Consider the following 13,781-nt stretch of genomic DNA (forward strand, 5'->3'; position numbering starts at 1 on the left):
CTCATGCGTCGCGGCGCAGCATCCGGAGGACGAGCACCACCGCGGCGACGGCCAGCCACCCGGCCGCGAGCCGGGTGCTCGCGAGCAGCCCCGCGGCGGGCACCGGGTCGCGAAGCACGTCGACGCCGGCGCCCCAGCCGTCGGTCAGCAGGAAGGGCCGCACCGGTTCCAGCGCGGGGATCGCGGCGAGCACCCCGCACACGACGATCCCGCCGAGCACCGAGGACAGCACCACCAGCGGGTGTTCGGTGAACGCCGAGACCGCCAGCGCCACCGCGCCGACCGCGGCGAGCTGCAGCACCGTCCACACCGCGACCAGCGCGATCCGCCCGGCGGTGCCGGGCAGCCCGAGCAGCGAGCCCGACATCGTCAGCAGCGCGCCGCCGTCGGAGACGACCGCGGGCGGCCCGATCAGCAGCCACCCGGCCGTCACCCCCGCGACGACGACCACCGCCACCGCGACGGCGGCCACGACCAGCACCCCGAACGCCTTCATCGCGACCAGCCGCAGCCGCCCGACCGGGGCGAGCAGCAGCCCGCGCAGCGTGCCCTGCTGGGCCTCACCGGCGATCGCGTCGGCCGCGGCGACGGTGACGACCAGGGGCAGCAGCAGGGTCAGCAGCAGCGTCAGCGCGGCCACGGGCAGGGTGAGGCCGTTGCCGGTCACCTGGGCGAGCAGCCCGCGCCGCGGCCGGTCCGACAGCACGATCCCCACCGCCATCAGCACCGGCACGACGGCGAGCAGCGCGAACATCACCCAGGTGCGGGGCCGGCCCAGCACCCAGCGCAGCTCGGCGCCGAGCAGCCGCGCCCACGACACCGGCGCCGGAGCGGTGGGTGCGCTCACCGGTCCGGCCCGCCGTCGGTGAGCCGGGTGAACAGCTCCTCCAGGCCGGGGCGGCGCCGCGTCAGCCCGTGCACGGCGACCCCGGCCCCGACGAGGTCGGCGAACAGCCGGGGACCGTCGGCGCCGGCGTCGAGCAGCAGCGCCCGGTCCGCGGTGCCCGCCGCGACCCCGGCGTCCCGCAGCACCCGCAGCGCCGCGTCCGGCTCGGTGGTCGCGATCTCCCAGCCGCCGCCGGCGGTGTCGAGGAGCTCGGCGAGCCCGCCGGAGGCCAGCAGGGCGCCGCGCGCCAGCACGGCGACGTGCGTGCAGACCGCCTCCACCTCCGAGAGCAGGTGCGAGGACAGCAGCACGGTCGTCCCCGCCGCGCGCAGGCCGGCGACGATCGCGCGGACCTCGCGGGTGCCGGCGGGGTCCAGGCCGTTGGTGGGCTCGTCGAGCACGACCAGGCGCCGCGGCACCAGCAGGGCCGCGGCCAGGCCCAGGCGCTGCTTCATGCCGAGGGAGTAGCCGCGGTAGCGGCGTCCGGCGGCGTCGGCGAGCCCGACCCGTTCCAGTGCCGCCTCGACCGCCGGGGCGACCTCGCGCGCGACCAGCCGCGGCTCGGTCGCGCCGGCCCGGCGCAGGTTCTCCCGCCCGGACAGGAACGGGTGGAACCCCGGCCCCTCGACGAGTGCGCCCACGTCGGGCAGGCTCGCGGCGAGCCCGGCCGGGACCGGCCGCCCCAGCAGCTCGACGGTGCCCGCGCTCGGCGTGGTGAGCCCCAGCAGCATCCGGATCAGCGTGGTCTTGCCCGAGCCGTTCGGGCCGAGCATCCCGAACACCGACCCGGCGGGCACGTCGAGGTCCACCCCGTCGACGGCGGTCACCCGGCCGAAGGTGCGGCGCAGCCCGCGCACCCGTGCGGCCGGTGGTGCCGGACCGGGGTCGGTGCCGGGTGCGGTGAGGGCGGGACCGGCGGTGGTCACCGGGCCAGCGCCGCGCCGAGCACGTCGGTACCGACTGCGCCCGCGGCGACCCGGCCGTCGTCGGTGAGGATGGCCGACCCCGCGTTCGTGGTGATCTCGCGCCCGCTGCCCCACGGCCCGGAGACCGGGGTGCCCAGGGCCGACGGGTCGGGCCCCTGCGCGCCGGGCGCGCGCGGCGGGACGGTCGCGACGACCACGGCGTCCCAGCCGTCGCCGACCACCCGCGGGGCGGTCGCGGGCCGCCCCGCACCGCGCGGCCCGTGCGGCTGCCCGCCGTCGCGGACGGTGACGCCCGGCGGCGGGGTGAAGCCGAACAGCGCCGGGTCCTGCGGGCCGACGGTCAGCTCGTCGAACCCGACGCGCAGCACCGGGTCGGCCCCGGCGCCGAGCACCACCAGCTCCAGCGGGAGCCGGGTGGCGGCGTCGACGGCGACGCGGACCTGCCGCAGCACCGTGCGCTCCCCGGCCCGCGGCGCGAGGACGAGGGTGTAGGCGGGTCGGCCGGCGACCTCGGTGGTGCCGTCGACGCTCAGCTCGCTGCTGCTGCGCAGGCGCTGCACCACCTCACGGGCGCTCTCCTGCGGGTCGCGTCCCGCGCCGTGCCCGTCGGCGTGGTCCCGGGCGGGCACGCGGGTGGCGGTGCGGTCCGCGGAGTCGTAGGCCCAGGCGGTGGTGCCGTCGCGGACGTAGGTGCGCTCGCCGTCGCCGGTCGAGACGGCCACCCGGCCGCGGCCGGCGCCGTCGGTCCAGACCCGCACGGTGGAGGTGGGGTCGGTCAGGCCGTCGGCCGCCAGGCCCGGCACCGCGGGCAGCCCCAGCCGGTTGTCGACGCCGACGGTGCCGGCCAGCGCGACCGGCCGGGCGGCGAGGACGGAGGCGACGAGCTGCTCCGGGGTGATCGGCGGCAGCTGTGGGGCGGCCGAGGCCCGGTCGGTGAGCAGTCCGGCGGCCAGGACGGCGGCGAGGGCGGCCGCGAGCGCCACGGCGGCTCCGCCGCGGCGCAGCCGTGTGGCGGGGGTCATGGGACCAGAGTGCCCCAGGTGCACCCGCTCGTGCAGCGGCGGTTCGGAGCAGTCCCGCTCAGACCGGGGCGGTGGCCGGCTCCGGCGCGGTCGAGCCGGCCGGTGCGGGGGTGCGCGGGCCGGCCGCGGCGGGACGCGTCGCGGTGCCCGCCCACACCCCGGCGGCCGCGGCGGCGGTGAGGCCGGCTCCGAGCACGTGCAGCGACACGAGCAGCTCCGGCACGCCGAGCGCGTACTGGATCCCGCCGAGGGCGCCCTGCGCCAGGACGACGACGACCAGCACCCGGAAGCGGCGCAGCAGCCGCGGCGGCGCGGCGACCGCGTGCAGCAGGAACCCGAGCCCGACCAGCGTGCCCAGGTAGAGGAACAGGGCGTCGGCGTGCAGCTGGGCCAGGAACGGGATCGGCACGTCCAGGCGCGGGGTCTGCGGGTCGCCGCCGTGCGGACCCGCCGCGGTGACCAGGGTCCCGGCGACGAGGAGCACCGCGAGCACCGCGGTGGAGAGGAGCACCAGGCCGCGCCCGGCGGCGGGCACGGTGCGGGTCACCGGGCCGTCGCCCTCGGTCGCGGCACCGACGAACAGCACCGAGAACCAGACCAGCACCATCGAGGCGAGGAAGTGCAGCATCACCGTCCACCAGGCGAGCCCCAGCAGCACCGTGATGCCGCCGATGACGGCCTGCGCGACGACGCCGAGCGGCATGGCCAGCGCGAGCGCGGTGAGGCGGCGCCTGCGGGGCCGGGTGAACAGGGCCCCGAGCAGCGCGGCGCCGGCGAACAGCACGACCAGGATGCCGAGCAGCCGGTTGGAGAACTCGATCCACATGTGCAGCGGCGCGATCTCGGCGTGGTCGACCGGGACCATGCTGCCCGGCTCGCACTGCGGCCACGTCGAGCAGCCGAGCCCCGAGCCGGTGACCCGCACGACCGATCCGGTGACCCCGATCCCGATCTGGGCGACCAGGTTCGCGATCGTGAGCCGGCGCATCAGCACCGGCGGGGTGGCGGGCACGCGGGACAGCAGCGACACACTACGCAGTGTAGAAGAACCGGCCCCGCGGACGGCCCTCAGGTCCAGCGCACCAGCCGGGACGCGGCGCCCCCGGCGACGACGGCCCACCCGGCGAGCACCAGCAGCGGCCCGGCGGGCGGGAACACCCCGGCGCCCAGCGCGGCCCGCAGCGCCTCGGCCAGCGCCCCGGAGGGCAGCCACCCCGCGACGGCGGCCAGCGGCCCGGGCAGGTCCGCGACCGGCACGACGATCCCGCCGGCCAGCAGCAGCACGAACCACACCAGGTTGGCGACGGCCAGCACGATCTCCGCCCGCAGCGTCCCGCCCAGCAGGATGCCCAGCGCCCCGAACGCGGCCGCCCCCAGCAGCACCGCCAGCAGCGCGCCGTCGAGCCGGGCCGTCGACGGCGACCAGCCCAGCGCCGCGGCCAGCGCCCCGAGCAGCAGCACCTGCACGACGACGACGGCGGCCACCGCCGTCAGCCGCCCGCACACCAGCAGCCAGCGCGGCAGCGCGGTCGCGGCGAGCCGGCGCAGCGCGCCGTAGCGGCGGTCGAAGCCCAGCGCGATGGCCTGGCTGGTGAACGCCGAGCTCATCACCGCGAGGGCGAGCATCGCGGCGAACAGCCAGGCCACCCGCGGCGGGGGCGCGGGGACCGCCGGGACGAGCGTGAGCCCGACCAGCAGCGCGGCCGGGATGAGCAGGGTGAGCAGCACCTGCTCGGCGTTGCGCAGCGCGAGCCGGGTCTCCAGGCCGCCCTGGGCGCGCAGCATGGTCAGCGCGCGGCCGCGGCCGGGGTCGGGGGTGAAGGTGCCGTCGGGGAACGTCACGGGCGCAGCTCCCGTCCGGTGAGGTCGAGGAAGACGTCCTCCAGGCTGCGGCGCACGACCTGGACGTCGTCGGCGAGCACGCCCTGGTCGGCGCACCACGAGGTGATGGCGGCCAGCGCGCCGGGGTCGATGTGCCCGCGCACCCGGTAGCGCCCGGGCGCGGTCTCGCAGCTGGCGTAGCCGCCGGGCAGCCGGGCGTCGAGGCCGGCGACGTCCATCCCGGGCCGGGCCCGGAACCGCAGCTCGGTCTGGTCGCCGGCGGTGAGCTGGGCGGGGGAGCCGTGCGCGACGACCCGGCCGTGGTCGATGATCACGACGTCGTCGGCGAGCTGCTCGGCCTCGTCCATCAGGTGCGTGGTGAGCAGGACCCCGACGCCGTCGCGGCGCAGCGCCCGCACCAGGTCCCACACGAGGTGGCGGGCCTGCGGGTCCAGCCCCGCGGTGGGCTCGTCGAGGAACACCAGCTCCGGGCGCCCGACGACCGCGCAGGCCAGCGCCAGGCGCTGCTGCTCGCCGCCGGAGAGCCGCTTGTAGGGGGTGCGGGCCACCGGGCGCAGGCCGAGCACGTCGAGCAGGGCGTTCACGTCCAGCGGGCGGGCGGCGCAGTCGGCGACCAGGTGCAGCATCTCCCCGGTCCGCACGGCCGGGTAGGCGCCGCCGCCCTGCGGCATGACCCCGACCCGGGGGCGGACGGCCTCGTCGGCCGGGTCGTGGCCGAGCACCCGCACCCGCCCGGCGGACGGCGCCCGGAAGCCGGTGCAGACCTCGATCGTCGAGGACTTGCCGGCGCCGTTGGGGCCCAGCAGGGCGAGCACCTCGCCGCGGGCGAGGTCGAGGTCGACGCCGTCGACGGCGGTCGTGGAGCCGTAGCGCACGACCAGACCGCGCACCTCCAGTGCGGCGCTCACCGGGCCGGTTCCGGGTCGCGCGCCGGCTGCGGCGCGGCCGCGCGGGTGCGCAGCAGGCGCGCCACCACCAGCAGCGACAGCGCGAACATCACGACGCCCGCGACGATGGCGAGCGGGAGCTGGAAGCCGCGGAAGATGAAGTCCGCCCCGGTCGGCGGGACGACGACGGCGAGCACCGCGGACAGCAGCAGCAGCCCGCGCCGGTAGAGCGGCATCGCCCGGGTCGCGACGAGCGGCAGCAGCGCCCAGAACAGGTACCAGGGGTGCACGACCGGCCCGAGCAGCACGACCGCGCCGAGCCCGGCGCCGGTGCCGGTGACCGGGTCCACCGTCCCGCGCAGGCAGCCCAGCAGCAGCGCCACGACGACGATCGCGATCGGGATCACGAACAGCCCGCGCATCAGGGCCATCGTGGTGTCGGTGTGGTCGCCGAGCCCGGCCAGGCGCCCGACCTGCCCGGCGAGCAGCCCGAGGTTGGTGCTGATCGACATGGGGGAGATGAGCACGCTGGGCGCGGACAGCCCGCGCACCCAGTTGAAGCCGAGCCCGGTGGCGAGGCTGAAGAAGGTCAGCACCGCGGCCGCGACGGCCGAGAGCCACGCCGTCATGACCGCCCAGTCGGCGAGCCGCCCGCCGCGCAGCCGGACCAGGTAGACGCCGACGAAGCCCAGTGCGAGCAGCGCGGGCAGCTTCACCGACGCCGCGGCGACGATCAGCACCGCGCCCGCGGTGATCCGCCACCACGGCTGCACGACCCGGTCGCGGCCCAGCACGACCCAGAGCCCCAGCAGCAGCAGGGGCAGCATGATCGACTCGTTGTGGATGCCGCTGACCATGTGGAACAGCACGAGCGGGTTCGCGGCGCCGAGCCAGAGCACCAGGCCCGCGTCGAGGTCGAAGCGCGAGGCCAGCCGCGGCAGCACCCACACCAGCAGCGCGACGCCGGCCAGCGCCAGCACGCGGTGCTCGAGGATGCCGAGCACGACGTTCTCCCCGGACAGCGCGGTGATCCCGCGGCCCAGCCCGAGGAACAGCGGCCCGTACGGGGCCGGGGTGTCGCGCCAGACCGTCGGGATGCCGCGGACCAGCGGGTCGTCGATGCCCAGCGCCTGCGCCGGGCCGATCGCGTACGGGTCGATCCCGCGGGCGAGCGTCGCGCTCTGGGCGAGGTAGCTGTAGATGTCCTTGGAGAACATCGGCGGGGCCAGCGCCAGCGGCGCCGCCCAGAGCATCGCGGTGCGGCCCAGCTCGCGGCGCTCGGGCGCCGGGTGCCGGGCGCCGCGGGCGGTGAGCATCCGCGCGATCCACAGCCACGCCGTGACCACCATGAGCAGCCCGGCGTAGGTGACGGCGATGGCGAGGGTGACGTTGCGCGAGGGCAGCCCGATCAGCCGCAGCCCGTTGAGCGGGTTGGGCACCGGGAACGCCCCGGACCCCAGCGCGCTGATCCCCATCAGGATCGCGCCGGTCAGGCCGAGGATCCGCGCGATCCGCGCCTGCTCGCGCAGCCCGCGCCGGGCCGGACGGGTCCCCGCGGGGGGCGGCCCGGACGGTGCCGGGCGCGTCGGGGGGTCGTCGCGCCCGGGCGGGGCGACCTCGGGCGTCACCATGGGGACAGAGGTTAGTGGTGCCCGTCCGGGCGCCCCGGTACCGGTCCCGGCCCGGCCGGCGGGTGAGCCCGGTCACGACGGCGGGGGGTCGGTTTTGCCGCCCGCGCCCATATCCGCAACACTGGTGTTGTGAAAACGGACCGGACCGCGCGCGAGCGCCACGACCCCGCCTGCGGGCACGGGGCCGGGGCCGACGCCGCGCTGCCGTCCGGGGCGGGCACCGGCACCCGCGCGCTCGTCGCGCGCGTGCTGATGGAGCAGGGCCCGGTCACGGCGGCCGTCGTCGCGGCCGAGCTGGGGCTGACCGAGCCGGCGGTGCGCCGCCACCTCGACGCCCTGATCGCCGACGGCGAGGCGGAGGTGCGGGCCCCGGCCCGCTCGTCGCGCCCGCGTGGGCGCGGCCGTCCGGCCAGGGAGTACCTGCTCACCGACACCGGCCGGGTCCGCTTCGGGCACGGGTACGACGACCTGGCCACCCAGGCGCTGCGCTTCCTCGCCGAGACGGCGGGGGAGCAGGCGGTGGACGCCTTCGCCCGGCACCGGGTGCGCGAGCTGCTGGGCCCCGATCTCGACGCGGTGACCGCCCCGGCGGACTCCGCACAGCGCGCCGAGGCGCTGGCCCGGGTGCTGTCGGCCCGCGGCTACGCTGCGCAGACCCGCCGCGGCGGGTTCGGCGTGCAGCTGTGCCAGCACCACTGCCCGGTGGCCCACGTCGCCACCGAGTTCCCCGAGCTCTGCGAGGCCGAGACCCGCGCCTTCGCCGAGCTGCTGGGCACCCACGTGCAGCGGCTGGCCACGATCGCGCGCGGCGACGCCGCGTGCACCACGCACGTCCCGCTCGAGGATCCCGAACTCCTCGCGCGGGCGAGAAAGACGGTGCCGCCGCAGAGCGGAGCACCACTCCACCACGGTCCCCGAAAGGGAGGCAGTCCGAATGACGACCACTCCTGAAGTGCGCACCGAGCTCACGCAGGAGGAGACGATCGCGGCGCTCGGCCGGTACGACTTCGGCTGGGCGGACTCCGACGAGGCGGGCTCCATCGCGAAGCGCGGCCTGTCCAAGGAGGTCGTCGCCGACATCTCCCGCCTGAAGGACGAGCCGGAGTGGATGCTCGACTTCCGGCTCAAGTCGCTCGATCTCTTCGACAAGAAGCCGATGCCGCGGTGGGGTTCCGACCTGTCCGGGATCGACTTCGACAACATCAAGTACTTCGTGCGGTCCACGGAGAAGCAGGCCACCAGCTGGGAGGACCTGCCCGAGGACATCAAGAACACCTACGACAAGCTCGGCATCCCCGAGGCCGAGAAGGCCCGCCTGGTCGCCGGCGTCGCGGCGCAGTACGAGTCCGAGGTCGTCTACCACCAGATCCGCGAGGACCTGGAGGAGCAGGGTGTCATCTTCCTGGACACCGACACGGGCCTCAAGGAGCACCCGGAGCTGTTCAAGGAGTACTTCGGCTCCGTGATCCCGGCCGGGGACAACAAGTTCTCCGCGCTGAACTCCGCGGTCTGGTCGGGCGGGTCGTTCATCTACGTGCCGCCGGGCGTGCACGTCGACATCCCGCTGCAGGCCTACTTCCGGATCAACACCGAGAACATGGGCCAGTTCGAGCGCACGCTGATCATCGTCGACGAGGGTGCCTACGTGCACTACGTCGAGGGCTGCACCGCGCCGATCTACAAGACCGACTCGCTGCACTCGGCCGTCGTGGAGATCGTGGTCAAGAAGGGCGGCCGCTGCCGCTACACCACGATCCAGAACTGGTCGAACAACGTCTACAACCTGGTCACCAAGCGCGCCAAGGCCGAGGAGGGCGCGACCATGGAGTGGGTCGACGGCAACCTCGGCTCCAAGGTGACCATGAAGTACCCGGCCGTGTGGCTGATGGGCGAGCACGCCAAGGGCGAGGTCCTCTCGATCGCCTTCGCCGGCGAGGGCCAGCACCAGGACGCGGGCGCCAAGATGGTGCACCTCGCGCCGAACACGTCGTCGTCGATCATCTCGAAGTCGGTGGCGCGCGGCGGCGGCCGGACGTCCTACCGCGGCCTGATCCAGGTCAACCCGCGTGCGAAGAACTCCCGCTCGACGGTGAAGTGCGACGCGCTGCTGGTCGACACGATCTCGCGCTCGGACACCTACCCCTACGTCGACATCCGCAACGACGACGTGTCGATGGGCCACGAGGCCACGGTCTCGAAGGTCTCCGAGGACCAGCTGTTCTACCTGATGAGCCGCGGCCTCACCGAGGACGAGGCCATGGCGATGGTGGTGCGCGGGTTCGTCGAGCCGATCGCCCGCGAGCTGCCCATGGAGTACGCACTCGAGCTCAACCGGCTCATCGAGCTGCAGATGGAGGGTTCCGTCGGATGACGTCGGATGTTGCTGGCCTCGCCCCCGAGCTGAAGGGGGCCAAGGAGGGCCAGGGTGAGGTGCCGATCGCCTCGGCCGGCGAGCGGTTCCAGTCCGTCGACGTGGAGGCCTTCGAGGTCCCCGGCGGGCGCGAGGAGAACTGGCGGTTCACGCCGCTGCGCCGTCTCAAGGGCCTGCACGACGGCAGCGCCGACCTGCAGGGCGCGGTCCCGGTCTCGGTCACCGCGAACGGTGCCGACGCCCGGTCCGACGCCGGGGTCGCCGGTGTTACCGTTGAGACGGTCGGGCGCGACGACGCGCGCCTCGGCGAGGGCGGCACGCCCTTCGACCGGGTCGCCGCCGCCGCGTGGTCGGCGTTCTCCGAGGCCACCGTGGTGACCCTGGACGGCGACGACGTCGCGCCGGTGACGATCGTCGTGGAGGGCCCCGGTGCGGGTGCCTCCGCGGCCGGTCACCTGCACATCCGCACCACCCCGCACACGCGGGCGACGGTCGTCGTCGAGCACCGGGGGTCCGGCGCGCTCGCCGACAACACCGAGGTCGTGCTGGGCGACGGCTCGCAGCTGACCCTGGTCGTCACCGAGGAGTGGGCCGACGACGCCGTGCACGTGGGCGCCGAGCACTACCTGATCGGTCGCGACGCCACCCTGCGCGGCACGACCGTGCAGCTGGGCGGCGACCTCGTGCGCGTCAGCTCCACCGTGCGCTATGCCGGTCCCGGCGGCGACGCGGAGCTGCTCGGCCTCGGGTTCACCGACGCCGGCCAGCACCTGGAGCAGCGCCTGCTCGTCGACCACGCGGTGCCGAACTGCCGGTCCAACGTGCTCTACAAGAACGCGCTGCAGAGCCTCACGAAGGACTCCTCGCACGTGGTGTGGATCGGCGACGTGCTGATCCGGGCCGCCGCGGAGAACACCGAGACCTTCGAGTTCAACCGCAACCTGGTGCTCACCGAGCACTGCCGCGCCGACTCCGTCCCCAACCTGGAGATCGAGACCGGCGAGATCGTCAGTGCCGGGCACGCCAGCGCCACCGGCCGGTTCGACGACGAGCAGCTGTTCTACCTGCGCAGCCGCGGCATCCCCGAGGAGCAGGCCCGGCGCCTGGTCGTGCGGGGCTTCTTCGGCGAGGTCCTCAACAAGATCACGGTCCCGGAGCTCAAGGAGCGCCTGGAGGCCGCGGTCGAGGCCGAACTCGCGCTGACCGGCGTCTGAGCACCCCTTCCTTCCCGAACACGGAGAGACCACCACAGATGTCCACCCTGGAGATCAAGGACCTGCACGCCACGGTCGAGACCGAGGACGGTCCGAAGGAGATCCTGCGCGGGGTCAACCTGACCGTCGGCGCGGGCGAGACCCACGCGATCATGGGCCCGAACGGCTCGGGCAAGTCGACGCTGGCCTACGCCATCGCCGGGCACCCGAAGTACACCGTCACCTCCGGTGAGGTGCTCCTGGACGGCGAGAACGTCCTGGAGATGGAGGTCGACGAGCGGGCCCGCGCCGGCCTGTTCCTGGCCATGCAGTACCCGGTCGAGGTGCCGGGCGTGTCGATGGCGAACTTCCTGCGCTCGGCGGCCACCGCCGTCCGCGGCGAGGCGCCGAAGCTGCGCACCTGGGTCAAGGAGGTCAAGGAGGCCATGGCCGGCCTCGACATCTCCTCCGAGTTCGCCGACCGCTCGGTCAACGAGGGCTTCTCCGGCGGCGAGAAGAAGCGGCACGAGGTGCTGCAGCTGGAGCTGCTGAACCCGAAGTTCGCCGTCCTGGACGAGACCGACTCCGGCCTGGACGTCGACGCCCTGCGCGTCGTGTCCGAGGGCGTGAACCGCTACCGCGCCCAGGGTGACACCGGCGTCCTGCTGATCACGCATTACACCCGGATCCTGAACCACATCAAGCCCGACCGGGTGCACGTGTTCGCGGGCGGCCGGATCGTCGAGTCGGGCGGCCCGGAGCTGGCCGACGAGCTCGAGAAGAACGGCTACGTGCGGTTCACCCAGCAGGCGGCGACCGCCTGATGACCACCGTGTCGGCATCCGGGACCACGCTCGACGTGGCCCGGATCCGGGCGGACTTCCCGATCCTCGCGCGCACGGTGCGCGAGGACCGGCCGTTGGTGTACCTCGACTCGGGCGCGACCTCGCAGCGGCCGCGGCCGGTGCTCGACGCCGAGCGCGAGTTCCTGGAGCGGCACAACGCCGCGGTCCACCGGGGCGCGCACCAGCTCGCCGAGGAGGCCACCGACGCCTACGAGTCCGCCCGGGCCCGCATCGCGGCGTTCGTCGGCGCCGACGTCGACGAGGTCGTGTTCGTCAAGAACGCCACCGAGGGCATCAACCTGGTCGCCTACGGCCTGGGCAACGCCTCGGTCCGCACCGGGCTCGACGCCGCCTCCGAGCGGTTCGCGCTCGGCCCGGGCGACGAGGTCGTCGTCACCGAGCTGGAGCACCACGCCAACCTGGTGCCCTGGCAGGAGCTGTGCCGGCGCACCGGGGCCACCCTGCGCTGGTACTCCGTCACCGACGACGGCCGCATCGACCCCGACTCGCTGGAGCTCTCGCCGCGCACGCGGGTCGTCGCGTTCACCCACCAGTCCAACGTCACCGGCGCGGTCGCGCCGGTCGCGGCGCTGCTGGAGCGGGCACGCGCGGTCGGCGCGCTGACCGTCCTCGACGCCTGCCAGTCGGTCCCGCACATGCCGGTCGACCTGCACGGGCTCGGCGTGGACTTCGCGGTGTTCTCCGGCCACAAGATGCTCGGCCCGTCCGGGGTCGGCGTGCTCTACGGGCGGCGCGAGCTGCTCGAGGCGCTGCCGCCGTTCCTCACCGGCGGGTCGATGATCGAGACGGTCCGGATGGAGGGCTCCACCTGGGCCCCGCCGCCGCAGAAGTTCGAGGCGGGCGTGCCGATGACGTCGCAGGCCGTGGGCCTGGGCGCGGCGGTCGACTACCTGTCCGCGATCGGGATGGACGCCGTCGCCGCGCACGAGCACACGCTCACCGCCGCGGCGCTGGAGCAGCTGTCCGCGATCGACGGGCTGCGGATCGTCGGCCCGGCCGGGACCGCGGACCGCGGGGGAGCGGTGTCGTTCGTCGTGGACGGCATCCACGCCCACGACCTGTCGCAGGTCCTCGACGACCGCGGCGTCGCGATCCGGGTCGGGCACCACTGCGCCTGGCCGCTGCACCGGCGCTTCGGGATCGTGGCCAGCGCGCGGGCGTCGTTCGCGGTCTACAACACCCTCGACGAGGTCGAGGCGCTGGCCGACGGCGTGCGTGCCGCCCAGAAGTTCTTCGGGGTGGTCTGATGCAGCTGCAGCAGATGTACCAGGAGATCATCCTGGACCACTACCGCGACCCGCACGGCGCCGGGCTGCGCGAGCCGTACGACGCCGAGACCCACCACGTCAACCCCACCTGCGGCGACGAGGTGACGCTGCGGGTCAAGGTCGACGGCGACACCGTGACCGACGTGTCCTACGAGACGCTGGGCTGCTCGATCAGCCAGGCGTCGGTGTCGGTGCTGCACGACCTGGTCACCGGCCGGCCGGTGGGCGAGGCCTGGAAGATCATGGCCTCGTTCCAGGAGATGGCGCAGGGGCGCGGCCAGGTCGAGCCCGACGAGGACGTCATCGGCGACGGCGTCGCGTTCGCCGGCGTCGCCAGGTACCCGGCCCGCGTCAAGTGTGCTCTCCTGGGCTGGATGGCGTTCAAGGACGCCGTGAGCCGCACGGACGCGACCATCGAGAACCCCGAGGGGAGTCCGGCATGAGCGAGACGACCGAACAGAACACCACCTCCGCCGAGGAGGAGGTCGTGCGCGGCGCGGCCGGGATGCCCGAGCCCCCGGCCCGTGCCGACGCCGGCGACGGCCCCACCCAGGAGGCCCTGGAGGAGGCGATGAAGGACGTCGTCGACCCCGAGCTGGGCATCAACGTCGTCGACCTCGGCCTCGTCTACGGCATCGACCGCGACGGCGGCACCGCGGTCATCGACATGACGCTGACCTCGGCGGCCTGCCCGCTGACCGACGTCATCGAGGAGCAGACCCGCTCCGCGCTCACCGCGGGCCCGGACGGCGGCCTCGTCGACGACGTGCGGATCAACTGGGTCTGGATGCCGCCGTGGGGCCCGGAGAAGATCACCGAGGACGGCCGCGAGCAGCTGCGCGCCCTCGGCTTCCGCGTCTGAGCCGACCCACCCGCCACGACGGGCCGG

At 74.8% G+C, this 13,781-nt stretch carries 14 protein-coding genes; 7 read left to right on the forward strand and 7 right to left on the reverse strand.

Annotation, left to right across the window (positions count from 1 at the left end; translation table 11 throughout):
* Position 1: 1 nt before the first annotated feature.
* The 7 genes from WJX68_RS21710 to mptB are packed head-to-tail and all read right to left on the reverse strand — an operon-like array spanning position 2 to position 7,194.
* Entirely contained in the window at positions 2–847 is an 846-nt protein-coding gene (locus tag WJX68_RS21710; RefSeq protein WP_340294050.1) for an ABC transporter permease, read from the reverse strand.
* Positions 844–1,812: an ABC transporter ATP-binding protein gene (locus tag WJX68_RS21715; protein WP_340294052.1), complete on the reverse strand. Its 969-nt coding sequence runs from the start codon at positions 1,810–1,812 to the stop codon at positions 844–846. The genes WJX68_RS21710 and WJX68_RS21715 overlap by 4 nt, the downstream gene beginning before the upstream one ends.
* The gene (locus WJX68_RS21720) at positions 1,809–2,834 is read right to left on the reverse strand and encodes a LolA family protein (protein WP_340294054.1); all 1,026 of its coding nucleotides are present in this window, start codon (positions 2,832–2,834) and stop codon (positions 1,809–1,811) included. The genes WJX68_RS21715 and WJX68_RS21720 overlap by 4 nt, the downstream gene beginning before the upstream one ends.
* 58 nt (positions 2,835–2,892) lie before the next feature.
* Positions 2,893–3,864 (reverse strand): COX15/CtaA family protein, encoded by a 972-nt coding sequence (locus WJX68_RS21725; RefSeq protein WP_340294056.1) that lies wholly within the window; start codon positions 3,862–3,864, stop codon positions 2,893–2,895.
* Between the two features lie 38 nt (positions 3,865–3,902).
* Positions 3,903–4,619 (reverse strand): ABC transporter permease, encoded by a 717-nt coding sequence (locus tag WJX68_RS21730; RefSeq protein WP_340294208.1) that lies wholly within the window; start codon positions 4,617–4,619, stop codon positions 3,903–3,905.
* Between the two features lie 53 nt (positions 4,620–4,672).
* The gene (locus WJX68_RS21735; RefSeq protein ID WP_340294058.1) at positions 4,673–5,584 is read right to left on the reverse strand and encodes an ABC transporter ATP-binding protein; all 912 of its coding nucleotides are present in this window, start codon (positions 5,582–5,584) and stop codon (positions 4,673–4,675) included.
* The gene (gene mptB, locus WJX68_RS21740) at positions 5,581–7,194 is read right to left on the reverse strand and encodes a polyprenol phosphomannose-dependent alpha 1,6 mannosyltransferase MptB (protein WP_340294060.1); all 1,614 of its coding nucleotides are present in this window, start codon (positions 7,192–7,194) and stop codon (positions 5,581–5,583) included. Before mptB ends, WJX68_RS21735 begins: the two co-directional genes overlap by 4 nt.
* Positions 7,195–7,395: 201 nt before the next feature.
* Here mptB and WJX68_RS21745 point away from each other — a divergent pair, with 201 nt between their 5' ends.
* Genes WJX68_RS21745 through WJX68_RS21775 form a run of 7 tightly spaced genes read left to right on the forward strand, consistent with a single transcriptional unit; the run spans position 7,396 to position 13,754 of the window.
* The gene (locus tag WJX68_RS21745; RefSeq protein WP_340294210.1) at positions 7,396–8,145 is read left to right on the forward strand and encodes a helix-turn-helix transcriptional regulator; all 750 of its coding nucleotides are present in this window, start codon (positions 7,396–7,398) and stop codon (positions 8,143–8,145) included.
* A complete protein-coding gene (gene sufB / locus WJX68_RS21750) occupies positions 8,129–9,565 on the forward strand; it encodes a Fe-S cluster assembly protein SufB (protein WP_340294062.1) in 1,437 nt (478 codons plus the stop codon). The genes WJX68_RS21745 and sufB overlap by 17 nt, the downstream gene beginning before the upstream one ends.
* A complete protein-coding gene (gene sufD, locus WJX68_RS21755; RefSeq protein WP_340294064.1) occupies positions 9,562–10,779 on the forward strand; it encodes a Fe-S cluster assembly protein SufD in 1,218 nt (405 codons plus the stop codon). Before sufB ends, sufD begins: the two co-directional genes overlap by 4 nt.
* 38 nt (positions 10,780–10,817) lie before the next feature.
* Entirely contained in the window at positions 10,818–11,582 is a 765-nt protein-coding gene (sufC, locus tag WJX68_RS21760; protein ID WP_340294066.1) for a Fe-S cluster assembly ATPase SufC, read from the forward strand.
* Positions 11,582–12,871, forward strand: a complete 1,290-nt coding sequence (locus tag WJX68_RS21765; protein ID WP_340294068.1) for a cysteine desulfurase — start codon at positions 11,582–11,584, stop codon at positions 12,869–12,871. Before sufC ends, WJX68_RS21765 begins: the two co-directional genes overlap by 1 nt.
* The gene (gene sufU / locus WJX68_RS21770; RefSeq protein ID WP_340294070.1) at positions 12,871–13,335 is read left to right on the forward strand and encodes a Fe-S cluster assembly sulfur transfer protein SufU; all 465 of its coding nucleotides are present in this window, start codon (positions 12,871–12,873) and stop codon (positions 13,333–13,335) included. The genes WJX68_RS21765 and sufU overlap by 1 nt, the downstream gene beginning before the upstream one ends.
* Complete coding sequence (locus WJX68_RS21775) at positions 13,332–13,754, forward strand: metal-sulfur cluster assembly factor (protein ID WP_340294072.1); 423 nt, start codon at positions 13,332–13,334, stop codon at positions 13,752–13,754. The genes sufU and WJX68_RS21775 overlap by 4 nt, the downstream gene beginning before the upstream one ends.
* The last annotated feature ends 27 nt before the right edge of the window (positions 13,755–13,781 follow it).

Origin of the sequence: Pseudonocardia spirodelae (genome assembly GCF_037727765.1) — a bacterium.
GTDB classification, from domain to species: domain Bacteria; phylum Actinomycetota; class Actinomycetes; order Mycobacteriales; family Pseudonocardiaceae; genus Pseudonocardia; species Pseudonocardia spirodelae.